Source organism: Citrobacter telavivensis, from assembly GCA_009363175.1.
Lineage (GTDB): Bacteria > Pseudomonadota > Gammaproteobacteria > Enterobacterales > Enterobacteriaceae > Citrobacter_A > Citrobacter_A telavivensis.
In genome coordinates, this window is sequence record CP045205.1 from 5,408,218 (window position 1) to 5,434,393 (window position 26,176).

Here is a 26,176-nt window from a genome sequence, read left to right on the forward strand (position 1 = left end):
TCCTACAGGGCCTGGGCGTGACGCTGGCGTAAATCACCGGAAATACGGGCCATCATCGGGTTATTGAGTTTACAGGCGCGGATAGACAGCGCCAGCAGCAGGTGGAACAGTGCGGGCAGCAGGCTTTCCATTGAGAAAATCCCCTGCAATGACGCGGGCGTCTGGTTTTCCGCCCCTGCCCTGTAAGCAACGGCAATAAACACCAGGCTGATAATTCCGGCGCTGGAGGCCCATGCCAGCTTGATAAAGAACAGGTTGAAGGCAAAGTTCATGCCGGAGGAACGCACGCCGGTTTTCCACTCGCCGTAGTCGTCGGCAAAGGCCATCAGCGAAAAGTGCAGCGGTAGGGTAAAGCCAAGGATAATGCCGTTCCCGAGGATCACGACCAACCATAACGTCTGCCAGTCAGGACTGGCGGGCAGAAACCACATAATGACCGCAAGTAAAGCTAACACCAGGTTAGTGTGATAGTAGAGTTTGACCGTATCAATGCGGCGCGACAGCAGGTTAACCATCACCGAACCGATAATGGAAGCGAACGTCACCATGGTAAAAAACAGCGAGGTGTAGGCGGTGCTGCCCTGCAACACGTAGGTGATGAAGTACATGTAGCCGCCGCCGCGAATATTAAACACGTTAATCAGTAGGAATGACATCAACAGCATCAGCAGTAACTGGTCGTTTTTGCGCAGGCCCGCCAGATGTTCGCGCAGGGAAAAGTGGCCCATCATGTTGAGCGACACCCGCTCACGTACCCAGAAGAAGCAGCACAGGAACATTACCACCGCGACGGCGCACAGTACGCCGACGCCAAGCTGGTAACCCTGCGCGGTGTTGCCATGGCCGAGCGTCTCCACCAGCCACGGCAGCCCGACGGAGACCAAAAAGCCCGCCACACCGCACAGCACAAAGCGCCAGGACTGGCAGGCAATGACTTCAGTGTGGCGCGTGGTCATGGTATTGATTAGCGCACAATAAGGAACGTTAATCGCGGTATAGCTCACCGAAAGCAACAAATACGTGCCAAAGGCCCAGGCGATTTTGACCCCCGTTGATGCGTCCGGAACGGTAAAGGTCAGTACGCCGATAACGCCGATGGGCACGGCGATCCACAGTTGCCACGGGCGAAAACGCCCCCAGCGGCTGCGGGTACGGTCAGCAACCGCGCCCATAATCGGATCGGAAATAGCGTCGAAAACGCGCAGCACCAAAAACAAGGTGCCAACCAGTGCGGGCGTCAGCCCGAAGACATCGGTGTAGAAAAAGGTCAAAAAGTTCATGATCAGGCAGGTGATCACCGTGCCACCCGCGTCGCCCAGCCCGTAGCCAATCTTTTCTCGGATCGACAATTTTTCGTCGGGATGACTTCCGGCAATATCCGTTTCCGTCAGTGATGTAGAGGTCATAAAAAGGTTCCTCGTCTGAAGCAGATTTATCCCGATAAATTCGCAGGATTCCGGTTTTAATAAGAAAATTCAGATGTCATTTTGCCCGGAATTACCGTGCCAACAAGGCGATAAACAGGTATAAAAAGATGACGATTCCGACCTGCCGGCAAAACTGTGAGGCCGATCGGCAAATATCAAATAACTTTTTATTAATCATATAGAAAGGTCATTTACGCCTAAAAAAAACGCGAGAAATTACATATCCATGCTTGATTTATCCATAGCGCTTCCGATTAGGGTACAAAACGGCGGTTTGTTCATCTCGCGCGGCGTAGGCAGCCATCCGGCACGCAGGCTGGAATCCTGGGAGTTGATTTTTGTACAACAGGGGACGCTGACCATTAGAGAGAACGACGTCCAGTTTGAGGTTAAGGCCGGAGAAAGCTTGTTGCTGTGGCCTCAGCGCCGCCACGTCGGGATTGGGGATTTCCCGCCGGATCTCACATTTTACTGGGTGCATTTTGACGTGCTGCCCGCGACAACAAATCCGACACAGTTACTCTCGTTACCGCAGCATATCAGCGTCAGCAGCCCACAGTACGTCATGTCGCTGTTTCGTCAGTTTTTAAGCGAACAGGAAAACAGGCGTCACGGCCCGGCACTGGAATTTATTTTGCTGTTGATTTTGCAGCAAATCGCCTCAGCGGCGGGGAGCGAAACCCACGGTGATAGCGCTGGCGTGGCGTTGGCCTATAAGGCGCGCAAGCAAATTCGCACCCAGTATCACCTGCCACTCTCCACATCGCAGCTTGCCCGGGAGTTGCATTGCAACGCCGATTACCTGGGACGGGTTTACCGACGGATATTTCATATGACGATGACCGAAGCCATTCATCGACAGCGCGTCAGTGCCGCAGAAAAACTGTTAATTAGCGATTCGCTGGCACTCAGCGAAGTGTCGGAAAAGTGTGGATTTAATGACGTTGGATATTTTCGGCAGATTTTTCGCAAGCATACTGGCCTGACGCCAGCCGCATGGAAACGGCGATATTGTAAGGAACATATCAATTCAGACTGAAACAAGCGCTGGCCGGATGGGGCGTTTTGCCGCCATCCGGAAAATAGGGCTACGCAGTACCGCCGACGGTCAGGTTATCCACCTTCAGCGTCGGTTGACCCACACCAACCGGCAGGCTCTGGCCTTCTTTGCCACAGACGCCGACGCCGTTATCCAGCTTCAGGTCGTTTCCGACCATCGAAATCTGCTGCATCGCTTCGATACCCGAACCAATCAGCGTGGCTCCTTTCACCGGTTTCGTTACTTTGCCATTCTCAATCAGATAAGCCTCTGAGGTAGAGAAGACAAACTTACCGGAGGTGATATCCACCTGACCGCCGCCAAAGTTTGGCGCATAGATCCCGTACTCTACGGACTCAATGATCTCCTGCGGCGTGGATTTGCCCGGCAGCATATAGGTGTTGGTCATGCGCGGCATCGGCAAATGCGCGTAAGACTCGCGGCGACCGTTCCCGGTCGGCGCCACGCCCATCAGTCGCGCATTCAGTTTGTCCTGCATGTAACCTTTCAGAATGCCGTTTTCGATCAATACGTTGTACTGACCCGGCGTCCCTTCGTCGTCAATAGCCACGGACCCCCGGCGATCCGCCATCGTGCCATCGTCCACCACGGTACACAGCTCAGAAGCCACCAGTTCACCCATATGACCGCTGAATACGGATGTGCCGCGACGGTTAAAGTCTCCTTCCAGACCATGCCCCACTGCTTCATGCAGCAGCACACCCGGCCAGCCGGCACCCAATACGACAGGCAGTGTCCCGGCGGGTGCCGCGACCGCAGACAGGTTCACCAGCGCCATACGCACGGCCTCTTTCGCCCATACGTCGGCGCGGACGTCGCCGTCCAGATCCGCGAGGAAATAATCATAACCAAAGCGCCCGCCGCCACCGCTGGCACCGCGCTCACGTTTACCGTCTTCTTCCACCTGCACGCTGACCGACAGACGCACCAGCGGACGCACATCGGCGGCCAGCGTCCCGTCGGTGGCAGCAACCAGGATCAATTCATACACGCCGGTCAGGCTCGCCGACACTTCCTGCACGCGTTTATCCGCTTCGCGGGCGACTTTATCGACGCGGCGCAGGATATCGAGTTTCTCTTCACGGCTCATGCTTTGCAGCGGATCGACAGAGGTGTACAGCGCCGGATACTCCACGGCACCGAGGGTCTTCACTTTCCCGTCGCCATTGTCTCGCACGATGGTACGCGCGGCGCGCGCGCTCTGTTCCAGCGCCTGCAGGCTAATCTGGTCAGCATAGGCAAATCCGGTTTTTTCACCGCTCACTGCGCGAACGCCAACGCCCTGATCGATATTGTAAGAACCATCTTTAATGATGCGGTCTTCTAAAACCCAGGATTCGTGATAGCTCGACTGAAAATAGAGATCGCCGTAATCGAGACGACGTTCGGCCAGTTGGCCCAGAATGGCAAACAAATCCTGATGTTTCAGGCCGTTCGCCGCTAGCAATTGTTCACTTACCAGGTTCAGACTCATCGTTATTGCTACTCGTTAGTGACTGCGATAGAGGATCTATGTACTGAGAGTGGGGCAATTCCTTGCCCTCGTCAAATCATTGCGAATTTTCTTTCCGCGGCTGGCGCAGGACTTCGTTGATCTGCGGTTTGTCGAGCGGACCGGTGATCCGATAGCGCAGAATCGAGACTTTACTCCACAGCGGTCCAAGCACTTTACTGGCGGCAAAGACCGCCGCGCCAACGATCGGGTTCACCGCAAACGCGGCTGCCACCCCCACCGTGGCGGAGATTTCCGGAGCCACCACCGCTTCAACATCCAGTTCGCGGCGCACCAGGTTGACCGATCCTTTCATGGCGATATCCGCTTCCAGTCCGTCCACCAGCGTGTCGTCCGTATGCAATATGCCGTCTTTGATCCAGGCGGTACTGCGAATGGAGTCGAAGTAAAATCCTTCGTTGAAGGTATCGCTAAAATCAAAGCGTAGTTTGCGCAGCAGTGCGTCAAAGCTCAGCAGGCGCAGCAACTGCCCCGCGTGCCCGGTGCTTAATTCGGTGATATCCCCTTTGCCCAAGCGGGTGCGGATAATGCCGTTCAGCGAGGCTTCTTCCGGCTTCCACGGCGGGTTGCGCCAGTGCAGATCGTAATCAACGTTAAACGACGCGTTGCGAATGGGGGTGGAGACGCCAAAGAATCCTGCCGCCGCATCAATCTTATTACCCCGCAGCTTCCCTTTTAAAGAGGTGCGTTCACTGCCGGGGGTGTTTACCCACTGTCCATCCGCCGTCAGTCGGGTGAAGCCGGTATCCAGCAGGCCGTTACTCAGGTTCAGGGTGTCGCCCTGAATGGCTACATCCGCATCGATACGTCCGTACTTCTGTCCCCACATCCAGCACTCTTCACAGCGCAACTGCACGTCAGGCCAGCCGCGGAAACTAAAGCGTTCTACGGATGCAAATGGCGAAGCTGGTGCGTCGCTTTTATCCGTTGTGGCTACGGTGGGGTTGTAATAAAGGTATTTGATAAAAGCCTGCCACGGCGCGTTATTGCGCATTGCCAGCGTGGCATTGATCTCACGCCCCTGTGCCTCGACTTTAGTGCCATTCGGCGCCGGTTCAGAAACGATACTCAGGTTGTTCCACTGCTGTCCTCCCAGCGTTAACGCAGGCGTACGCAACGTGACATGTTGTGGGAAATTCGCGTTGGCCCCAACGTTATCGACCGCGCCTTTCTGGAACAGGGCCAGCCATTGCGCACCATCCATCGATGGCAGATTCAGCTCAATACCTTCCCGTTCAGGCAAAGGCGGTGCCGTCTGGCTTTCTGCCGTCCAGATTGCACGATCCAACGTCAGTTTCTGATTCAGCAACCAGCGGCTGTTAAAATGATTTTCCTGCCCGGCGCTACCGGTCAGCGTAAAGCTGCGCAGATCGCCGGTTGCTTTGATTTTAACGGGTAACGCCGCGCCAGCCTCTTTATCCAGCGGAGAAGGTAAGTGACTACTTACATTCCTGAGATCGCCGTTCAGTTCAATGTTATACGTCGTGCCGGAATGATACGGCAGGTCAATCCCCACCTTACCGTTCCACGCCATGCTGCCGCCGAGCGCCTCATTAACCTGCGAAGGCAACACACCGGTGCGAGCGGGCTGCCAGTTGCCGTTGAGATTCACCGCGACCTGATAGGCTTTCGCGCCCTCTGTGGTTGTAAAATCAACGTTCAGCGGCTGATTGAACCAATTCGCCGTCATCGGCTCGCTTTTCAGGTTGCCATTGATAAAACTGAATTTGCCGCTGAGGTTTTTCAGGGTGCTGTCGAGCGGTTTGATGAACAGGCTGTTATCGCGCAGCGACACATCGCCCTTTGCGGTAACCATTTCGCCGTCCAGCGGGATATCCAGATGTAAGCGAGCATTCACATCGCCATCGATCTGCAACTGCTCAAGCGTGGCGCCCAGCGACGTCTTCAACGGCGTGTCGTCAAAATACGGTCCTACCGCTTTGCCTGGCCCCTGAATATCGGCGTCAATCAGCAACTTTTCTTTGGCGTAGTCCGGGATAATAGCCGTCAGGTTCGTGGCCTTCACGCCGCCTAAATTGACGCCATCGGTTTTCATCCACAGGCCGTCGTTGAGAAAATCCAGTTCGATACTCAGATCGGTCAGTGCAGGCCAGTCCGGCTGGAAGGCAAATTTCGCATTGCGCAGCGGGACCAGCACTTCAAACTGGCCTTCATTGTGCTTGTACGGGAACAAATGCGGATTCCCGCCGTACACCAGCGTCGCATTATCCGCTTCTCCGCCCTGAATCGCGCCGCTGAGATAGTCCACCAGCGCCTTGCCCATCAGATTCTCCGGGAAGTAACGCCAGGCCTGAGAGCCGTCGTCAGTGCTGATGCCAGCCAGAATCCCCAGCCAGGGGTCATCGCCTGCCGGTTGCAGATAGCGGAAACCGCCGCGCGCATGAACCGCTTTCGCCTTCACGTCGATGTTGCGCCCGTCCAGTTGAAAGCCTTTGTCATTCTTCAGCCAGTTCAGCGTGGCAACACCGTCTTCAATTTCTAATGGCGCGCGAAAGACCGTTTCGTAGGGCATTTTTGCCTGTTTCATCGACGCGGTCAGCGCGCCGTTTTCCACGCTCCCGGAGAGCGTTCCGGAGAAATGCTCTCCCCCAGGCAACAGCTTCCACTGCTTCCATGCCAGATCGCGCCATGACGCCTGAAAACGGGTCTTTTCCGTGGCCTGGAGTGGGATATCCAGCGCCAGGGTATCGATATTTCCACTCGGTTGAGTGGCAAGCCAGATATCACCCAGCGCGGGCGAAAGCTTCGACACCATCGGGCGCAGCCCCTCAAGCCCGGTCAACTCCAGATGGCTGGCGCGAATGCGCAGTTCGTCACTGCGTTTGCTGTCCACGCCGCCGACTTCCTGTTCAGGGATCCAGGCAAGCTGTAGCGCACCGCGCGGCCATGCCTTGCCGTCCATCGTGATGCGGGTATCAGGAATAGAAAACTGCCAGCCGGGCTGTTCACGGCTGATATGTGCCGTCAGGTTGTCCACAGAGAGCGTATGGGAGTGATTGTCGCCTTTCCAGCTCGCTCCGCCTTGTTTCAGCCAGACATCGCCACCGGCGATTTCACCTTTGCTGATGGTCATCCAGCCTTCAAGACTGAAGCGCGCGGTCTCCAGCGCCACGTTATCCTGCATCCACTTGCCCAGCCACGGCTTCACGTCGATGTCGTCAGCCTGCAGCCAGACCCGACCATTATTCAGCAGACCGTCGTCATCACGCAGATCCATGCGCACCTGCATGATGCCGTGCTGGCCGGTCAGACTGGAGAGGCTCACCTGTCCTTCCGCGCGGTGGCGGTTTTTACCGTTAACCCAGGTGAGTTGCGGAATCGCCAGTTCGGCGCGCTGGCCGGAGAGCGTCAGAAAGCTGATTTGGCTGTCGCGGAGATCGAAGTGATCGAACTGGCGCAGGAAAAGATCGTTGATTCGGCTGGCTTCCAGCCCGTCACCGCTTTCGCTGCGCTCAATCGGCGTGTTGGTACGGAAGTTCAGTTGCCAGAAGGTGAGATCGCGAAACTGCCAGCGCATGTGCAGCAAACTCTGCCAGACATCCAGCGCCAGGGTAACGCGTTTAACCGAGAATTCACCGCCGTCTTTCAGTTCCGCGTGGATATCACGCGCTTCGAGGGTGGGACCGAAATTTTGCCAGTTGGCAGAGATCTGGCTGGCTTTGACCGGCAGTCCCGTTGCAGACTCAATTTTGCTGAGGATCGTCGGACGCCAGCTGTCGAGATGCGGTAATGCCAGGCGCAAACCACTGACCAGCAGCGCTACGACAACAACGAGCGCGGCTCCAGTGAGCAATAATATCCCCGGCAATCGCCTCACGCGTCTCTCCTTGTCTGCCTAAAAATGTGACTCACAAACCCACTTCTCCGGATGGCGGCGTGAACGCCTTATCCAGCCTACGTCTGGTTTGTAGGCCCGATAAGCGCAGCGCCATCGGGCACAGTCGTTTTACATCATGACGACGTCAAACTGCTCCTGGTTATAGAGCGGTTCAATTTGCACTTTGACCTGTTTGCCGACAAAAATCTCCACTTCCGCCAGCGCGTGCGACTCTTCCCCTTTCAGCGTTTCCGCAACGGAAGGAGAAGCATAGACCAGGAAGCGGTCAGAGTCGTAAGCATGGTGCACGCGAACGATTTCACGCATGATCTCATAGCAGACGGTTTCCACTGTTTTCACCGTGCCGCGTCCATGACAGGTCGGACACTCGTTGCACAGCACATGCTCCACGCTCTCACGCGTGCGCTTGCGCGTCATTTCTACCAGACCCAACTGGGAAAAACCGTTAATGCTGGTTTTCACCCGATCTTTACTCAGCGCCTGCTCAAGCGAATGCAGCACCCGTCGACGGTGATCTTCATTATTCATGTCGATAAAATCGATAATAATGATGCCGCCGAGATTACGCAGTCGCAGTTGGCGGGCAATCGCCTGGGTCGCTTCAATATTGGTGTTGAAGATGGTGTCATCGAGATTACGATGGCCGACAAACGCGCCAGTGTTGATATCGACGGTGGTCATCGCTTCAGTCTGATCGATAATCAGGTAGCCGCCGGATTTCAGTTCAACTTTGCGCTCCAGCGCACGTTGGATCTCATTTTCAACGTCGAAGAGATCGAAAATCGGCTGACGTCCGCTGTAATGCTCCAGCTTGCTGGTCATTTCCGGGATGTACTCCGCCGTAAATTCCAGCAGGGCTTCATAGGTCAGACGGGAATCCACGCGAATTCGGTCTAACTGCGCGTCGGCAAAATCACGCAGCACACGCTGTGCCAGCGCCAGTTCGCCATACATCTGGTAACGCGTCTGCGGGCGCTTTTTGCGTTCCATCACTTTGGTCCAGACGCGCTTAAGGTACGCAGCATCTGACGCCAGATCCTCTTCACAGACCCCTTCCGCCGCGGTACGGATGATAAATCCGCCCTGCTCGTCGCAGTACTCGGCGACCACTTTTTTCAGTCGCTCACGCTCGGCTTCGCTTTCGATACGCTGAGAAACGCCAACGTGCGAGGCGCCAGGCATAAAGACCAGATAGCGAGACGGTAAGGTGATGTCGGTTGTCAGGCGCGCGCCTTTGGTGCCCAGCGGATCTTTTACCACCTGCACCATCAGGTCTTGCCCCTGACGCACCAGCTCTGAAATATCGCGAACGGTGAACTGCTTCTGCTCTTCCCCCGCCACGCATTCAGTGTGCGGCATAATGTCAGAAGCGTGAAGAAACGCGGCTTTATCCAGCCCAATATCTACAAAAGCCGCCTGCATACCCGGAAGTACGCGACTGACCCGACCTTTGTAGATATTGCCTACGATCCCGCGTCGCGCTTCGCGCTCAATATGAATTTCCTGCAGAATACCGCCATCAATGTACGCCACGCGTGTTTCCGATGGCGTTACGTTTACCAACAATTCAGCCGTCATGTTTATCCCTTTTCTCACGCAGTGAGTTAAAATTGCTCAGCAACTCATACGTTTCAACCAGCGGTAAGCCGACCACGGCGTGATAGCTGCCATTTATCTTCCTGACAAAACAGCCACCCTGCCCCTGAATACCGTATGCACCTGCTTTATCCATCGGTTCACCGCTGGCGATATAGTCAGCGATATCCGCATCCGTCAGCGCTCTGAACGTCACCTCGGTCATCACCAGGCAGTCGAGCACATACTGGCTATCCGCCAACGCAACGGCCGTCATCACCTGATGCGTTTGCCCGGATAATTTACGCAACATCAGCGCCGCATGGTGTGCGTCACGCGGCTTCTCTAACACTTCACCGTTGAGGATAACGATGGTATCCGCTCCCAGCACGGGAAGATCGCGCGGCGTCAGCGCCACACCGGCCCGGGCTTTTTCCCGCGCCAGGCGTGACACATACTGCTGTGCGCTTTCTCCCTCGCCACGCGTTTCTTCTATTCCCGTGACAATACGTTCGAAAGAAATGCCTAATTGCGAGAGCAATTCCTGGCGGCGCGGCGAACCAGAAGCTAAGTATAAAGACGTCATAGAAACCTTTATTGCACTGCAAATTGCTGGCGGACTTTGCGCATCAGCAAGAAAAGCCACGGCCAGAGCACACCGTTGACTACACTACTCCAGAATACTTCAGGCCTGAAAGAGACGTTGATCACTAAAAACTCTGACCAGAAAACAATAATATCCACCACGAGCGAAAGCAACATCACCACCAGCGCCTGTTGCCAGAGCGCCAGATTGCGAAAGAGCTGAAATTTCAGCGCAACCAGATAAGCGATGATACTCATCGACAACGCCCTCACGCCAAGCGTGGAACCGCTAATGAGATCCAGTATGGCACCCATCACGAAACCTGTGCCCACATTGACACGGTGCGGCAGGGCGAGGATCCAGTAGAGTAAAATGAGCAGCACCCAGTTTGGCCGAAAGACAATGATCTCTTCCGGCCAGGGCATCACTTGCAGTAACAGTGCGATAAAGAACGAGAGCCAGATAACCCAGCGTCCCTGGCTACGATAGCTTGCCACTACTGGCCTCCCGGCGCGCGCGGTGCAGGCGGCGTCGTACCAGCTGGCGGAGCGGCAGATGACGAAGTGATACCGGTCGCTGGTGCAGGCACGGGCGGCGGCGGCCCCATCATATCCGGAGACGGCAGCACTTGCGGCATCATCTGCATCAGACGTTCATTCGCGACACGATGCACTTCTTCCGGCGTCATCGGGTTGGCACCGTTACGGTCGGCCCCCCACAGCAGCAGCAGATAGCGCAGACGTTGCAAGCCCGCGGTAGGGCGCGCCTGAATCACAGTGTAAGCACGTTGGGTATCCAACTTAACGGAAGAGACAACCGCCACCGGATAGCCTTCCGGGAAACGGCCGCCCAGCCCCGACGTGACCAGCACGTCGCCAACGCGAATATCGGTATTGGCCGGCAGGTGTTCGAGTTGCAAATCGTCGGTGCAGCCGTTGCCAGCCGCGATCACCCGGATGTCGTTGCGCAACACCTGAATAGGCAAGGCATGAGTGGCATCGCAAATCAGCAGAACGCGGCTGGTCAGTTTCGCCACTGCGACGACCTGGCCGACAACGCCTTTATCGCTGATCACTGGCTGGCCTTCGTAAACGCCGTTCACGCTGCCTTTGTCGATAACCACCTGGTCGCTGTAAGGATCGTTAACCGTGGAGATGACCTGCGTCACCATCTTTTGTTCATCCTGACGCAGCGGCGAACCCAGCAGCTCGCGCAGACGCGCGTTCTCCTGTTTGTACTGCCCCAGCATCAACAGCTCGCTGTTTTTCAGCAGCAGTTCCTGACGCAGCGCCCGGTTTTCAAGCTCAAGCTGGTCGCGCGACGCGAGCGTTTGCGAGACGCCATCAAGCAGTTCACGGGGACCATTGGAAATAAAGTAGAAAGGACTGACGGCGGTATCCATGTACGTACGGATCTGACTGAACGTACCCAGGCGGCTGTCGGCAATAATAACGCCGAGCGCCACCAACACCGCCAGAATAAGGCGAATCTGTAGCGACGGGCCACGGCTAAAAATTGGCTTCATAAGTTTGCGTATTCTCGTATCAGAGTCGGCAGGACAGCGTGACGCTCTCCTGCCGGCATCCGATTACTCTTCGCTGAACAGGTCGCCGCCGTGCATATCGATCATTTCCAGCGCTTTGCCGCCGCCACGCGCCACACAGGTCAGCGGGTCTTCAGCAACAACAACTGGAATACCGGTTTCTTCCATTAACAGACGATCAAGGTTACGCAACAGCGCGCCACCGCCAGTGAGCACCATACCGCGCTCGGAGATATCAGACGCCAGTTCCGGCGGGCACTGTTCCAGTGCAACCATCACCGCGCTAACGATACCGGTCAGCGGCTCCTGCAGGGCTTCCAGAATCTCGTTAGAGTTCAGGGTAAAGCCGCGAGGAACCCCTTCTGCCAGGTTACGACCGCGCACTTCAATTTCACGCACTTCGTCGCCCGGATAGGCGGAACCGATTTCATGCTTGATACGTTCTGCGGTGGCTTCACCGATAAGCGATCCGTAGTTACGGCGCACATAATTAATGATTGCTTCGTCGAAGCGATCGCCGCCGATACGTACAGAAGAGGAATAGACCACGCCGTTCAGGGAGATAACGGCGACTTCCGTCGTACCGCCACCGATGTCCACAACCATTGAACCGGTCGCCTCAGAAACCGGCAGGCCAGCACCAATTGCCGCAGCCATCGGCTCTTCGATCAGGAAGACTTCGCGGGCGCCAGCGCCCTGTGCGGATTCACGAATAGCACGACGCTCAACCTGAGTGGCACCAACCGGTACACACACCAGCACACGCGGGCTTGGACGCATAAAGCTGTTGCTGTGCACTTGCTTGATGAAGTGCTGGAGCATTTTTTCAGTCACGAAGAAGTCAGCAATAACGCCGTCTTTCATTGGGCGAATAGCAGCAATATTGCCCGGTGTACGACCCAGCATCTGCTTCGCATCATGACCTACTGCAGCCACGCTTTTCGGTGAACCGGCACGATCCTGACGAATGGCCACAACGGAAGGCTCATTCAATACGATGCCTTGTCCTTTTACATAAATGAGGGTATTCGCGGTACCCAGGTCAATGGACAAGTCATTGGAAAACATGCCACGAAATTTTTTCAACATACTAAGGGATAATCCTGAAAGCTGGGGCGGAAAACAAAATCCGCTTACTTTACCAACCACACGCAGCAGCGACAAGGCGCAAAAATCATCTGCTACGGTGAAAATTAGTGCAGTTCGTTTCCTTTGTTACAAATCTCTACCTGAGTCCCTCAGGGCTGAGCACTTTAGCAGCAATCCTCGCCCTCATTTGCAACCGGTTTAAGGTCATTCACCTGCATATGTGCTGTTACAAAATGGCGAGCAGACAAGCACACCCCCATGAAGGCACAGCGCGCGTTATTCTACGTGAAAACTGAACAAACGGCAGGTTAAACCGAGTATCTTTGAGAATATTTTTTCACATTGGTATCCAGCGGCTGGGAGGCAGCAAAAAAATCCCCCTGTCCACCGGAAACACCACGCGCTGTCAGCGTCTGCCACTCACCGCGCGAACGTACGCCCGTTGCGTAAACCTGGGTGTTGGTGCCCGAGCAGGCTTCCACCAGACTTTGAACCAGCAACTGGTTTTCCGTTCGCTTCTCAATATTCCTGACCAGACTCGGATGGAGCTTGATCAATTCCACATTGAGTTCTTTAATCCAGCTGGTACTCACCAGCGTTAAACCCGCCTGCGTGACGGCAACCCGAACCCCCAATGCATTCACTAAACGGATAACAGGCTGCAATCGGCTGATGTGTTGACCTACATCCGCCTCTGCAAGTTCAATAATTATGCGTTTTCGTTGCGATTTTTCACACTGCATCAAGGTATCGCGTAACCAACGCTGAAAACGCGGACGAATCAGTGACTCAACCGTCACCTGTATCGCCAGATTCTCTTCTGGCCAGTAGTTCAACAGCGGGATGACACGACTTATTTGTAAGCGGTCATACTCTTCTGATAAACCAAACTGTAAAACCATCGGCATGTATTCCGCCGAACTGACCTCTTCATTACCATCAAAGATGCGGCACATCAGTTCCCGATGATGAACGTGCCCGTCCCGGGTGACGGCCGGTTTCTGATAGATTCGCGGGCCGCCGCGGCTGAGCATCTGTTCAATCAGCGTCCGCCAGCGCACATTGCCACGCCCTTTTTCCGGCAACGAATCGTCATACACCGTCCAGCTATTCCCGCCCTGCAACACGGCGTTGCGGGTCGCCGCTTCCGCATGTTCCATCACCTGTTCGGTCGACTGTCCGCTGCGCCAGGCGCAAATGCCGATATGTACCATATCGTCACGATCGAGCATTTTATTAGTCGGAAGTGCATCAACCGCTTTTAATAATTGTCCAGCCACGCTTTCCGCCTCTTTCAGAGTACGGTGTGGCAGAAGAACGGCAAAGTCGCTGCGGTGGTAGCGCGCCAGCAGTGCCCCCGGATAACGCATCATAAAAGTGGACAATAAATTGATCAGGCTGAAAAGCTCTTCTTCAGCCAGGTTACGCCCCCAACTGTCGCGCAGCAGGTTAAAGTCCGGTAGGCGAATCATCATCACCACGCCATGCGCGCCGACTTTTTCCTGATCGTCCAGCAGCGTCGCCAGTTGGTTGTCAAAAAAGAGTCGATTGCTGAGGCCAGTTTTGGTGTCCTGCGCGGCGTAAGATCGAATCAGCGTATCGAGTCGGCTCCGCTGCTCCTGGGCACTCTGGATTTCGGCCAACAACATATCCAGCGCGCTGCTGGTGCGCGCCGGCCATTCATAGACCGTACCGCGCACGCTGGCGCCGCGTTCTCCGTTCAAAATTCGCGTCGAACGTATCTCCAGCAGTTCCTGGCCGGAAAGTTGGCGCTGAAGCCAACGTACCGACAGAAACAGCATCAGCACAATAAAGCCAATGGCCAGCGTGAGCGGCGCAGTGGTCATCAGTGAATGAAAATAGTTGCCCATCGGATCCTGATAGACCAGATCCATCGTCATTCCCGGGTGCTTCATCAGCGGAACCGAGAGCTCGCGAAAGAGATTACTGGTGCCAACCGGGCGATAGCTGCTGTTGCGTGTTTGGCTATAAATGACCTTATCGCCCTGCCGGAGATCCACGCGCACGACGTCCGCTGACACCATCAGTTCATCGATCTGCGACGTTAACTGTTTGAAATCGCGAGAAACAAGATGCGTATCAATCGCTGTCGCCACCGCCTGGACACGATGGTTCATCTTGTACTGGATAGCATTATAAAAGCTCAGCGAGCAGCCGATCAGGGTGACAAAGATCGTTAACCCGGTGAGCAGCGTGACAAAAGCTGAGAATTTCGTCGTTAATCGCATCCTTGAGTTAACTCCGACGGTTGAATTGCGACACGGAACAGCTTAACCAAACGCAAAATTCGTCCGGTTGCGCAAAGAGTGAGTGCATACTACCAAATCAGGTGTATCTGGCAATTTATTGCGTTGCATCGGCTTCACGTTTCAATTAGCGAGTATAGTCTTCAGACGTCATTTTCCAATCCACCATGCAGAATTGAGGACAGGTTATGCAGGCTTTGATCTTAGAACAGCAGGACGGTAAAACCCTTGCATCCGTGCAGACTATCGAAGAAAGTCGGCTGCCAGAAGGCGATGTCACCGTGGATGTCCACTGGTCCAGTCTGAACTATAAAGATGCGCTCGCCATCACCGGAAAAGGAAAAATCATCCGCAACTTTCCGATGATTCCTGGTATTGATTTCGCCGGCACCGTTCGGGCCAGCGAAGATCCTCGTTTTCATGCGGGCCAGGAAGTGTTGCTGACCGGTTGGGGCGTGGGCGAAAACCATTGGGGCGGTCTGGCAGAACAGGCACGCGTGAAAGCGGACTGGCTGGTAGCGCTGCCAAAAGGGCTGGACAGCCGTAAAGCGATGGTGATCGGTACCGCCGGATTTACCGCCATGCTGTGCGTGATGGCTCTTGAAGAGGCAGGCATTCGCCCGCAAGACGGTGAAATCGTGGTCACCGGCGCCAGTGGCGGCGTCGGCAGTACCGCAGTCGCACTGTTGCATAAGCTGGGCTATCAGGTTGTTGCGGTGTCTGGACGCGAAAGCACCCATGATTATCTCCGCCAGTTAGGCGCAAGCCGTATTCTGGGCCGTGATGAGTTCGCCGAATCTCGTCCGCTGGAAAAACAACTGTGGGCCGGAGCGATTGATACCGTGGGCGATAAAGTGCTGGCGAAAGTGCTGGCGCAGATGAACTACGGCGGCTGTGTTGCGGCCTGTGGCCTGGCGGGTGGTTTTGCCCTGCCGACGACGGTGATGCCATTTATTTTGCGCAACGTCCGCCTGCAAGGGGTCGATTCCGTAATGACACCGCCGGCGCGCCGCGCAGAGGCCTGGCAGCGTCTGGTGAAGGATTTACCAGAATCGTTCTACGCACAGGCAGCGACGGAAATTTCGCTGGCCGATGCGCCGAAGTTCGCTGAAGCCATCATTAATAACCAGGCGCAAGGCCGTACGCTGGTTAAAGTGAAGTAAACACAAACGCCGCAGAAATTTACACTTAATTAACTAAATTTCGCTGCGCACTGACAGACTCCCTGCCATAGTAACTACGCGTTACGCGTACGCCGGGAGCCTGTTATGAAAAAATCACGTCCACTTACTGAAGCCGATGTCACTGCAGAATCGGCTTTCTTTATGCATCGCCGCCAGGTGCTGAAAGCGCTGGGGATCGGGGCTGCCACGCTGTCGCTACCGATAGCGGCGCAGGCGGATCTACTGAGCTGGTTCAAAGGCAACGATCGCCCACCCGCGCCCTCCGGCAAACCGTTGGATTTCAGCAAACCTGCGGCATGGCAAAACGCACTGCCTTTAACGCCAGAAGAGAAAGTCACCGGCTACAACAATTTCTACGAGTTTGGTCTGGATAAGGCCGATCCTGCCGCCAATGCCGGCAGCATGAAAACCGATCCCTGGACGCTGAAAATCAGCGGCGAAGTAGCCAAACCGTTAACCCTGGATCACGATGCGCTGACAACGCGCTTTCCCTTAGAAGAACGAATTTACCGGATGCGCTGCGTTGAAGCCTGGTCGATGGTGGTGCCGTGGATTGGCTTTCCTTTACATAAACTGCTGGCACTCGTCGAACCCACCAGCAATGCTAAATATGTCGCATTCGAGACACTTTACGCGCCGGACGATATGCCAGGACAAAAAGATCGCTTCATTGGCGGTGGATTGAAATACCCCTATGTCGAAGGTCTGCGGCTGGACGAAGCGATGCATCCGCTGACGTTGCTGACCGTTGGCGTTTACGGTAAAGCGCTGCCGCCGCAAAACGGTGCCCCCATTCGCCTGACGGTGCCATGGAAATATGGCTTTAAAGGCATTAAATCGATCGTCAGCATCAAACTGACTCGCGAACGGCCGCCAACCACCTGGAATCTTGCCGCTGCCGATGAATACGGTTTTTACGCCAATGTGAATCCGCATGTCGATCATCCACGCTGGTCGCAGGCAACAGAACGGTTTATTGGCACGGGCGGGATTCTGGATGTCCAACGGCAACCCACTTTACTGTTTAATGGCTATGCCAATGAAGTGGCTACGCTGTATCGCGGCCTGGATTTGCGGGAGAATTTCTAAGTGCGGCTAAGTGCAAAACAGATAACCTGGTTGAAAGTTGCCCTTCATCTGGCGGGACTGCTGCCGTTTCTCTGGCTGTTCTGGGCGATTAATAGCGGCGGGCTCAGCGCCGATCCCGTGAAGGATATCCAGCATTTTACCGGTAGGATGGCTCTGAAATTTCTGCTCGCCGCCTTGCTGGTCACGCCGCTCGCGCGCTACGCTAAACAGCCATTATTGATACGCACCCGTCGTCTGCTGGGGTTATGGTGTTTCGCCTGGGCCACGCTGCATCTGACCAGTTACGCGCTGCTGGAGTTGGGTATCCATAATCTCGGATTGTTGGGACGAGAACTGATTACGCGCCCGTATTTGACGCTTGGGATCACCAGTTGGCTCATCCTGTTCGCGCTGACGCTAACGTCAACACAGGCGGCACAACGAAAACTGGGCAAGCGCTGGCAACTTTTACACAATTTCGTCTATCTTGTGGCGATCCTCGCCCCGATACATTACCTGTGGTCGGTGAAGATCTTGTCGCCTCAACCCATCATTTATGCCCTGCTGGCACTACTGCTTTTGGCCTGCCGTTACAAGAAGTTCCGCCAGTGGTGGCGCTAGTTCGGCGAACTGTGCAGTCGGTTACAAAATGCAGAGACTCGGATGTTATTTGTGTGTTAGCGGTTGATTATCTTCCCTGATAAGACCAGTATTTAGCTGCCAATTGCTACGAAATCATTATAATGTGCGACCTTGGCTCCCTGGACGGCGTTTTTAGACCGCTGAAAAGGTGACAATCGAGCATTGAAGGTATATTTTGTTTTTTGCCGGAGGATTGCAGCAAATCGCAGCATGTTAACCGACAAGTCTCACATAAATCGTTGAGGCGGAATATACCGGCGTCCAGGCAGGCAGAAGCCGTTTTGCCGTCGGGACTCACGCTTTACAGACAGCGCTTAACGCCTGTCACAATCACACTAAACAAAGAGTACGGAACCCACTCATGGATATTCGTAAGATTAAAAAACTGATCGAGCTGGTTGAAGAATCAGGCATCTCCGAACTGGAAATCTCTGAAGGCGAAGAGTCTGTACGCATCAGTCGCGCGGCGCCAGCAGGTAGCTTCCCGATGATGCAACAAGCCTACGCTGCACCAATGATGCAGCAGCAACCTGCTCTGTCTAACGCAGTTGCTCCGGCAGCAGAAGCGCCGGCTGCGGCAGCCGCAGAAATCAGTGGTCACATCGTACGTTCCCCAATGGTTGGTACTTTCTACCGCACCCCGAGCCCGGACGCAAAAGCGTTCATCGAAGTGGGTCAGAAAGTTAACGCAGGCGATACCCTGTGCATCGTTGAAGCCATGAAAATGATGAACCAGATCGAAGCGGACAAATCAGGTGTCGTGAAAGCCATCCTGGTCGAAAGTGGTCAACCGGTAGAATTTGACGAGCCGCTGGTCGTCATCGAGTAACGAGGCGAACATGCTGGATAAAATTGTTATCGCCAACCGCGGCGAGATTGCATTGCGAATTCTTCGTGCCTGTAAAGAACTGGGTATCAAGACTGTCGCTGTGCACTCAAGCGCGGATCGCGATTTAAAACACGTATTACTGGCGGATGAGACGGTTTGTATTGGCCCGGCTCCGTCCGTAAAAAGTTATCTGAACATCCCGGCTATCATCAGCGCCGCTGAAATCACCGGCGCGGTGGCGATTCACCCGGGTTATGGCTTCCTCTCTGAGAACGCCAATTTTGCTGAACAGGTTGAACGTTCTGGCTTTATCTTCATCGGCCCGAAAGCTGACACCATCCGTCTGATGGGTGACAAAGTGTCGGCGATCACCGCGATGAAGAAAGCTGGCGTCCCAACCGTACCGGGTTCTGACGGCCCTCTGACCGACGATATGGATGCTAACCGCGCCCATGCAAAACGCATCGGCTACCCGGTTATCATCAAGGCGTCCGGCGGCGGCGGTGGTCGCGGTATGCGCGTAGTACGCGGCGATGCCGAACTGGCGCAATCCATCTCCATGACCAAAGCGGAAGCAAAAGCAGCTTTCAGCAACGACATGGTTTACATGGAGAAATACCTCGAGAACCCACGCCACATCGAAATTCAGGTGCTGGCTGACGGTCAGGGTAGCGCTATCTATCTGGCTGAGCGAGACTGCTCTATGCAGCGTCGTCACCAGAAAGTCGTCGAAGAGGCACCGGCACCGGGCATTACCCCGGAACTGCGTCGCTACATCGGTGAGCGTTGCGCGAAAGCGTGTGTGGATATCGGCTATCGTGGCGCAGGCACCTTTGAGTTCCTGTTCGAAAACGGCGAGTTCTATTTCATTGAAATGAACACCCGTATTCAGGTTGAACATCCGGTGACCGAAATGATCACCGGCGTTGACCTGATCAAAGAACAGCTGCGCATCGCGGCGGGTCAACCGCTGTCGATCAAGCAAGAAGAAGTGGTGGTCAAAGGCCATGCGGTGGAATGCCGTATCAACGCCGAAGATCCGAACACCTTCCTGCCGAGCCCGGGTAAAATCACCCGTTTTCACGCGCCGGGTGGCTTTGGCGTACGTTGGGAATCGCATATCTATGCCGGTTACACCGTACCGCCATACTATGACTCAATGATCGGCAAGCTGATCTGCTACGGTGAAACTCGTGACGTGGCAATTGCCCGCATGAAGAACGCCCTGCAGGAACTGATCATCGACGGCATCAAAACCAACATTGATTTGCAGACCCGTATCATGAACGACGAGCACTTCCAGCATGGTGGAACCAACATCCACTATCTGGAGAAAAAACTCGGTCTTCAGGAAAAATAAGACTGCATCAGCGTCAAAAGGCCGGATTTTCCGGCCTTTTTTTATTTCTGGGGGTCGTCAATTCCATAAGGTACAATCCCCGCTTTCTTTTTTCACAAGGGACAAAAAATGGACAACCGTTTTGTTCAGGCCCACAAAGAGGCGCGCTGGGCGCTGTGGCTGACCCTTCTCTATCTGGCTGCGTGGTTAGTGGCTGCTTACTTACCTGATTCGGCGATCGGCTTTACCGGTCTGCCACACTGGTTTGAACTGGCCTGTCTGCTGACGCCGCTGATCTTCATTTTACTGTGCTGGGCCATGGTGAAATTTATCTACCGTGACATTCCCCTGGAGGATGACGATGCAGCTTGAAGTCATTCTGCCGCTGATTGCCTATCTGGTCGTGGTGTTTGGCCTTTCTGTCTACGCCATGCGTAAACGGCAAACCGGCACCTTTCTGAATGAATATTTCCTTGGCAGTCGCTCAATGGGCGGGATCGTGCTGGCGATGACGCTGACCGCGACCTACATCAGCGCTAGCTCGTTTATTGGCGGGCCTGGTGCTGCCTATAAATATGGGTTGGGCTGGGTACTGCTGGCCATGATTCAGCTCCCCGCCGTCTGGCTATCGCTGGGGATCCTTGGCAAGAAATTCGCTATCCTTGCCCGTCGCTATAATGCCGTCACCCTCAACGATATGCTGTTTGCCCGCTACCAGAGTCGCCTTCTGGTGTGGCTGGCGAGCCTCAGTCTGTTAGTGGCGTTTGTCGGCGCCATGACCGTACAATTCATCGGTGGCGCGCGCCTGCTGGAAACCGCCGCAGGTATTCCCTATGAAACAGGCCTGCTGATTTTCGGCGTCAGCATTGCGCTGTATACCGCGTTCGGCGGCTTTCGTGCCAGCGTGCTTAACGACACGATGCAGGGACTGGTGATGCTGATTGGCACCATCGTGCTGCTGGTGGGTATCGTGCACGCCGCTGGCGGCCTGAGCCATGCCGTAGAGACCTTAAACGCCATCGACCCGAAACTGGTTTCGCCACAGGGTGCCGATGACATTCTGTCTCCGGCCTTTATGACCTCATTCTGGGTGTTGGTGTGCTTTGGCGTGGTTGGCCTGCCGCATACGGCTGTGCGCAGCATCTCCTACAAAGACAGCAAAGCTGTACACCGGGGGATTATCATCGGCACCATCGTGGTGGCAATCCTGATGTTCGGTATGCACCTTGCCGGCGCGCTAGGGCGAGCGGTGATCCCCGACCTGACGGTGCCGGATCTGGTTATCCCAACGCTAATGGTGAAAGTGCTGCCGCCTTTTGCCGCCGGGATCTTCCTTGCCGCGCCGATGGCGGCCATTATGTCGACGATCAACGCCCAATTGCTGCAAAGTTCCGCTACGATCATTAAAGATCTCTATCTCAACATCCGCCCGGAGCAGTTACAGAATGAGACGCGACTGAAGCGAATGTCGGCAATGATCACCCTGATCTTAGGCGCGCTATTACTGCTTGCCGCCTGGAAACCGCCAGAGATGATTATCTGGCTGAACCTGCTGGCCTTTGGCGGGCTGGAAGCCGTGTTCTTATGGCCGCTGGTGCTCGGCCTTTACTGGGAGCGCGCGAACGCGAGCGGTGCACTGAGTGCGATGATTGTCGGCGGCGTTCTGTACGCGATTCTCGCCACCTTTAACGTTCAGTACCTGGGCTTCCACCCGATTGTGCCCTCGCTACTGTTAAGTTTGTTGGCTTTCCTGGTTGGAAACCGTTTCGGTTCTCCTGCCCCGCAAGTCGCTGTATTGTCTACTGATAAATAAAGAGTTTTGCCATGCCATGGATCCAATTAAAACTGAATACGACGGGCGCTAACGCGGAAGAGTTGAGCGATGCCCTGATGGAAGCGGGTTCCGTTTCCATCACCTTCCAGGACACGCACGACACGCCGGTTTTTGAGCCATTGCCGGGCGAAACCCGCCTGTGGGGCGACACTGACGTCATTGGTCTGTTTGATGCAGAAACCGACATGAAAGACGTCGTCGCCATCCTGGAACAACATCCGCTGTTGGGTGTCGGTTTCACGCACAAAATCGAACAACTGGAAGACAAGGACTGGGAACGCGAGTGGATGGATAACTTCCACCCGATGCGTTTTGGTGAACGCCTGTGGATCTGCCCAAGCTGGCGCGATGTGCCGGATGAGAACGCGGTCAACGTCATGCTCGACCCCGGCCTGGCATTTGGTACCGGCACCCATCCCACCACCTCACTGTGCCTGCAGTGGCTCGACGGCCTCGATTTAACCGGCAAGACCGTCATCGACTTTGGCTGCGGTTCTGGCATCCTGGCGATTGCCGCGCTGAAACTGGGCGCAGCGAAAGCGATCGGTATCGATATCGACCCGCAGGCGATTCAGGCCAGTCGTGATAACGCCCAGCGTAACGGCGTGTCAGAACGTCTGGAACTCTACCTGCCGCAGGATCAGCCAGACGCGATGAAAGCCGACGTGGTGGTCGCCAACATCCTGGCAGGCCCATTACGCGAACTGGCACCGTTAATCAGCGTGCTGCCCGTTACAGGCGGTCTGCTGGGTCTTTCCGGTATCCTTGCCAGTCAGGCCGACAGCGTGTGCGAAGCCTATGCCGATCTCTTCACCCTCGATCCGGTCGTTGAGAAAGAAGAATGGTGCCGCATTACCGGTCGTAAGCAGTAATCTTCCCAGAAACGTGGTCTCATCGCAGGCCACGTTTTTCCGCATTTTCAATACACACGCCTGTATCTTCCCGCGCTAAAATAGTCGCATAACTCATTGAAGTTACGAATATAAAAATCTATTTTATTTAATGGAAGAATATTATGAAGCCATTTTTGAGCAAGGCAGCACTCCTGGCGTTAAGCATTATGCCGTTTACCGCGATGGCGTCGCACTGGAGCTATGAAGGTGAAGGCTCTCCGGAACACTGGAGCTCCCTCAATGAAGAATATAAAACCTGCCAGGCAGGCATGAACCAATCCCCGATTAACATTGAGACCACGCTTAAAGCACATATATCTCCACTCAGTATTCACTACTCCGATGGCCCGATAACGCTTCTCAATAATGGGCATACGATTCAGGCCGGACTGAAAAACACTACTGCGGATACTGTATCAATAGATGGTGTCCCCTTCACGTTGCAACAGTTCCACTTTCACACCCCGAGCGAAAACACCCTACACGGAAAACATTACGCGATGGAGATGCATCTTGTGCACAAAGATGCAAAAGGGGCGGTGGCGGTCGTCGCAGTCATGTTCGATAAAGGGGCGGCCAACGCAGAGCTGGAAAAGCTCTGGGCAACAATGCCTGAAAAAGCGGAGCAAGACGTGAAAATCACCGCGCAGATGGACCTCAACGCCTTGCTGCCTAAGGATAAAACCTACTGGCGTTTCAGTGGTTCGCTCACAACTCCTCCCTGTTCTGAGGGCGTGACCTGGCTTGTCCTTAAACATCCTCTGACGCTCTCCACTGCACAACTGGAGAAATTTACTCACACCATGCATCACGATAACAGTCGCCCAACACAGCCGCTCAACGGTCGGGTAGTGGTTGAATAATCCCTTCACTGCACAATCATCTGCTGAAATGAGAGCATAGTCACATTAAGTCACGATAATCTGCTGATTAATTCAGCAGATTATCTTGTCAGCCCCCGTCGTTGCGAAGAAAAAATGAGAAGTTACGCAAAATTATACGCGTACAGATTTTCGTCACATTTTTATAACGCAATGATTTGTATGGCTAATTATTTAATGGCGTTTACTTTAACGGCGATTCTTTGATCCACCTCAGAGGATTGGTTAAAGTTTGGCCTTTCATCTCGTGCAAAAAATGCGTAATATACGCCGCCTTGCAGTCACAGTATGGTCATTTCTTAACTCATGCGCATCGGACAATACCAGCTTAGAAATCGCCTGATTGCAGCGCCCATGGCTGGCATCACTGACAGACCTTTTCGGACGCTGTGTTATGAGATGGGAGCCGGATTGACCGTATCCGAGATGATGTCGTCTAACCCGCAGGTTTGGGAAAGCGATAAGTCCCGTTTACGGATGGTGCACGTTGATGAGCCAGGAATTCGCACGGTGCAAATTGCCGGTAGCGATCCTGTTGAGATGGCCGATGCCGCACGGATTAACGTGGAAAGCGGCGCCCAGATTATTGATATTAATATGGGGTGCCCGGCTAAAAAAGTGAATCGCAAGCTCGCAGGTTCAGCCCTCTTGCAGTACCCGGATTTAGTGAAGTCGATACTAACCGGGGTGGTTAATGCAGTGGACGTTCCTGTGACCCTGAAGATTCGCACCGGCTGGGCTCCGGAACACCGTAACTGCGTAGAGATTGCCCAACTGGCTGAAGACTGTGGCATTCAGGCTCTGACCATTCATGGACGCACCCGTGCCTGTTTGTTCAATGGAGACGCTGAGTACGACAGTATTCGGGCAGTTAAGCAGAAAGTTTCCATTCCGGTTATCGCGAATGGTGACATTACTGACCCGCTTAAAGCCAGAGCTGTGCTTGACTATACGGGGGCTGATGCCCTGATGATAGGCCGCGCAGCTCAGGGAAGACCCTGGATCTTTCGGGAAATCCAGCATTATCTGGACACTGGGGAGTTGCTATCCCCCCTGCCTCTGGCAGAGGTTAAGCGCTTGCTTTGTGCGCATGTTCGGGAACTGCATGACTTTTATGGCCAGGCAAAAGGGTACCGAATCGCGCGTAAACACGTCTCCTGGTATCTCCAGGAGCACGCTCCAAATGACCAGTTTCGGCGCACATTCAACGCCATTGAGGATGCCAGCGAACAGCTGGAGGCGTTGGAGGCATACTTCGAAAATTTTGCGTAAACAGAAATAAAGAGCTGACAGAACTATGTTCGAACAACGCGTAAATTCTGACGTACTGACCGTTTCTACCGTTAACTCTCAGGATCAGGTAACCCAAAAACCCCTGCGTGACTCGGTTAAACAGGCACTGAAGAACTATTTTGCTCAACTGAACGGTCAGGATGTTAATGACCTCTATGAGCTGGTACTGGCTGAAGTAGAACAGCCCCTGTTGGACATGGTGATGCAATACACCCGTGGTAACCAGACCCGTGCTGCTCTGATGATGGGCATCAACCGTGGTACGCTGCGTAAAAAATTGAAAAAATACGGCATGAACTAATCTCGATTAGCTAATTGCTTGTTTAAAAAGGCGCTACTCGGCATGGGGAAGCGCCTTTTTTATACGCATCTTTTGTGGAGCAGGTATGAACTCACGATTTGAACCACAGTACTTTGGTGATGAATCCGCGTCGATCGTCCACGGAGATGCGCTGACAGAACTCAAAAAACTCCCCGCTGAAAGCGTCGATTTAATCTTTGCCGACCCGCCTTACAATATCGGAAAGGATTTTGACGGCATGGTGGAGTCCTGGGACGAAGGCGTCTTCCTGGGCTGGCTGTTTGCGTGCATAGAAGAGTGCCATCGGGTACTGAAAAAACAGGGCACGATGTACATCATGAACAGTACCGAAAACATGCCGCATATCGATCTCAAATGCAGAACGCTGTTTACCATCAAAAGCCGGATCGTCTGGTCTTATGACAGTTCAGGCGTACAGGCGAAGAAATTCTTTGGCTCAATGTATGAACCCATCCTGATGATGGTCAAAGATGCCAGACAGTACACATTCAACAGTGACGCCATTCTGGTCGAGACCAAAACCGGCGCGCAAAGAGCGCTAATCGACTACCGTAAAAACCCGCCACAGCCATACAACACGCAAAAAGTTCCGGGCAACGTGTGGGAATTCCCCCGCGTACGATATTTGATGGATGAATATGAAAACCATCCGACGCAAAAACCTATCGCCCTGTTAAAGCGGATCATTCTGGCCTCCTCAAATCCTGGCGATACGGTGCTGGATCCCTTCGCTGGCAGCTTTACGACAGGTGCCGTGGCCGTGGAATCGGGGCGTAAATTCATCGGCATTGACGTCAATAACGAGTATGTGAAGATGGGGCTCAGGCGGCTGAACATCAGCTCACACTACTCCCCGGAAGAGCTGACGAAAGTCAAAAAGAGAAAGACTAAAAACCTGTCGAAAAAGAGCCGAACGGCATCGGATGTGGTGAAGATCACAGCAAAGTAAAAGCATTGTAATCCTGCTTTTCT

22 protein-coding genes are annotated in these 26,176 nt (G+C 54.3%); 13 read left to right on the forward strand and 9 right to left on the reverse strand.

Annotation, left to right across the window (positions count from 1 at the left end):
• Positions 1 to 2: 2 nt before the first annotated feature.
• Complete coding sequence (locus GBC03_28425; protein ID QFS73861.1) at positions 3 to 1,406, reverse strand: MFS transporter; 1,404 nt, start codon at positions 1,404 to 1,406, stop codon at positions 3 to 5.
• 247 nt (positions 1,407 to 1,653) lie between these two features.
• On the opposite strand from GBC03_28425, the gene GBC03_28430 reads away from it, so the two are divergent.
• Complete coding sequence (locus GBC03_28430; GenBank protein ID QFS73862.1) at positions 1,654 to 2,466, forward strand: helix-turn-helix domain-containing protein; 813 nt, start codon at positions 1,654 to 1,656, stop codon at positions 2,464 to 2,466.
• Between the two features lie 49 nt (positions 2,467 to 2,515).
• Here GBC03_28430 and tldD read toward each other — a convergent pair whose 3' ends face one another.
• From tldD to csrD, 8 genes are all read right to left on the reverse strand, one after another.
• A complete protein-coding gene (gene tldD / locus GBC03_28435; GenBank protein ID QFS73863.1) occupies positions 2,516 to 3,961 on the reverse strand; it encodes a metalloprotease TldD in 1,446 nt (481 codons plus the stop codon).
• A 76-nt stretch (positions 3,962 to 4,037) separates the two neighbouring features.
• A complete protein-coding gene (locus GBC03_28440) occupies positions 4,038 to 7,838 on the reverse strand; it encodes an AsmA2 domain-containing protein (GenBank protein QFS73864.1) in 3,801 nt (1,266 codons plus the stop codon).
• A 129-nt stretch (positions 7,839 to 7,967) separates the two neighbouring features.
• On the reverse strand, positions 7,968 to 9,437 hold the full coding sequence (locus GBC03_28445; protein QFS73865.1) for a ribonuclease G: 1,470 nt from the start codon (positions 9,435 to 9,437) through the stop codon (positions 7,968 to 7,970).
• Positions 9,427 to 10,020: a septum formation inhibitor Maf gene (locus GBC03_28450; GenBank protein QFS73866.1), complete on the reverse strand. Its 594-nt coding sequence runs from the start codon at positions 10,018 to 10,020 to the stop codon at positions 9,427 to 9,429. Before GBC03_28450 ends, GBC03_28445 begins: the two co-directional genes overlap by 11 nt.
• Before the next feature lie 8 nt (positions 10,021 to 10,028).
• Positions 10,029 to 10,517, reverse strand: coding sequence for a rod shape-determining protein MreD (mreD, locus tag GBC03_28455; protein QFS73867.1), 489 nt, complete (start codon positions 10,515 to 10,517; stop codon positions 10,029 to 10,031).
• The gene (gene mreC / locus GBC03_28460; protein ID QFS73868.1) at positions 10,517 to 11,545 is read right to left on the reverse strand and encodes a rod shape-determining protein MreC; all 1,029 of its coding nucleotides are present in this window, start codon (positions 11,543 to 11,545) and stop codon (positions 10,517 to 10,519) included. The genes mreD and mreC overlap by 1 nt, the downstream gene beginning before the upstream one ends.
• 63 nt (positions 11,546 to 11,608) lie before the next feature.
• Positions 11,609 to 12,652, reverse strand: coding sequence for an MreB/Mrl family cell shape determining protein (locus GBC03_28465; GenBank protein QFS73869.1), 1,044 nt, complete (start codon positions 12,650 to 12,652; stop codon positions 11,609 to 11,611).
• Between the two features lie 308 nt (positions 12,653 to 12,960).
• Positions 12,961 to 14,901, reverse strand: coding sequence for an RNase E specificity factor CsrD (gene csrD, locus GBC03_28470; protein QFS73870.1), 1,941 nt, complete (start codon positions 14,899 to 14,901; stop codon positions 12,961 to 12,963).
• Between the two features lie 206 nt (positions 14,902 to 15,107).
• Between csrD and GBC03_28475 the strand changes: the two genes are divergently transcribed.
• From GBC03_28475 to yhdJ, 12 genes are all read left to right on the forward strand, one after another.
• Entirely contained in the window at positions 15,108 to 16,082 is a 975-nt protein-coding gene (locus tag GBC03_28475; protein QFS73871.1) for an acryloyl-CoA reductase, read from the forward strand.
• A 105-nt stretch (positions 16,083 to 16,187) separates the two neighbouring features.
• A complete protein-coding gene (msrP, locus tag GBC03_28480; protein ID QFS73872.1) occupies positions 16,188 to 17,192 on the forward strand; it encodes a protein-methionine-sulfoxide reductase catalytic subunit MsrP in 1,005 nt (334 codons plus the stop codon).
• Positions 17,193 to 17,792 carry a protein-methionine-sulfoxide reductase heme-binding subunit MsrQ gene (gene msrQ / locus GBC03_28485; protein QFS73873.1) on the forward strand — a complete coding sequence of 200 codons (600 nt, stop codon included), beginning with the start codon at positions 17,193 to 17,195 and terminating at the stop codon, positions 17,790 to 17,792.
• Between the two features lie 382 nt (positions 17,793 to 18,174).
• Positions 18,175 to 18,642, forward strand: a complete 468-nt coding sequence (gene accB / locus GBC03_28490; GenBank protein QFS73874.1) for an acetyl-CoA carboxylase biotin carboxyl carrier protein — start codon at positions 18,175 to 18,177, stop codon at positions 18,640 to 18,642.
• Positions 18,643 to 18,652: 10 nt separating this feature from the next.
• Entirely contained in the window at positions 18,653 to 20,002 is a 1,350-nt protein-coding gene (accC, locus tag GBC03_28495; GenBank protein ID QFS73875.1) for an acetyl-CoA carboxylase biotin carboxylase subunit, read from the forward strand.
• 108 nt (positions 20,003 to 20,110) lie between these two features.
• Positions 20,111 to 20,353, forward strand: coding sequence for a DUF997 family protein (locus GBC03_28500; protein ID QFS73876.1), 243 nt, complete (start codon positions 20,111 to 20,113; stop codon positions 20,351 to 20,353).
• Entirely contained in the window at positions 20,343 to 21,794 is a 1,452-nt protein-coding gene (panF, locus tag GBC03_28505; GenBank protein QFS73877.1) for a sodium/pantothenate symporter, read from the forward strand. Before GBC03_28500 ends, panF begins: the two co-directional genes overlap by 11 nt.
• Positions 21,795 to 21,805: 11 nt before the next feature.
• The gene (prmA, locus tag GBC03_28510; GenBank protein QFS73878.1) at positions 21,806 to 22,687 is read left to right on the forward strand and encodes a 50S ribosomal protein L11 methyltransferase; all 882 of its coding nucleotides are present in this window, start codon (positions 21,806 to 21,808) and stop codon (positions 22,685 to 22,687) included.
• 143 nt (positions 22,688 to 22,830) lie between these two features.
• The gene (locus tag GBC03_28515; GenBank protein QFS73879.1) at positions 22,831 to 23,571 is read left to right on the forward strand and encodes a carbonic anhydrase; all 741 of its coding nucleotides are present in this window, start codon (positions 22,831 to 22,833) and stop codon (positions 23,569 to 23,571) included.
• A gap of 324 nt (positions 23,572 to 23,895) precedes the next feature.
• Entirely contained in the window at positions 23,896 to 24,861 is a 966-nt protein-coding gene (dusB, locus tag GBC03_28520) for a tRNA dihydrouridine synthase DusB (GenBank protein QFS73880.1), read from the forward strand.
• A 25-nt stretch (positions 24,862 to 24,886) separates the two neighbouring features.
• Positions 24,887 to 25,183 carry a DNA-binding transcriptional regulator Fis gene (fis, locus tag GBC03_28525; protein ID QFS73881.1) on the forward strand — a complete coding sequence of 99 codons (297 nt, stop codon included), beginning with the start codon at positions 24,887 to 24,889 and terminating at the stop codon, positions 25,181 to 25,183.
• An 85-nt stretch (positions 25,184 to 25,268) separates the two neighbouring features.
• Complete coding sequence (gene yhdJ, locus GBC03_28530; protein ID QFS73882.1) at positions 25,269 to 26,153, forward strand: adenine-specific DNA-methyltransferase; 885 nt, start codon at positions 25,269 to 25,271, stop codon at positions 26,151 to 26,153.
• The last annotated feature ends 23 nt before the right edge of the window (positions 26,154 to 26,176 follow it).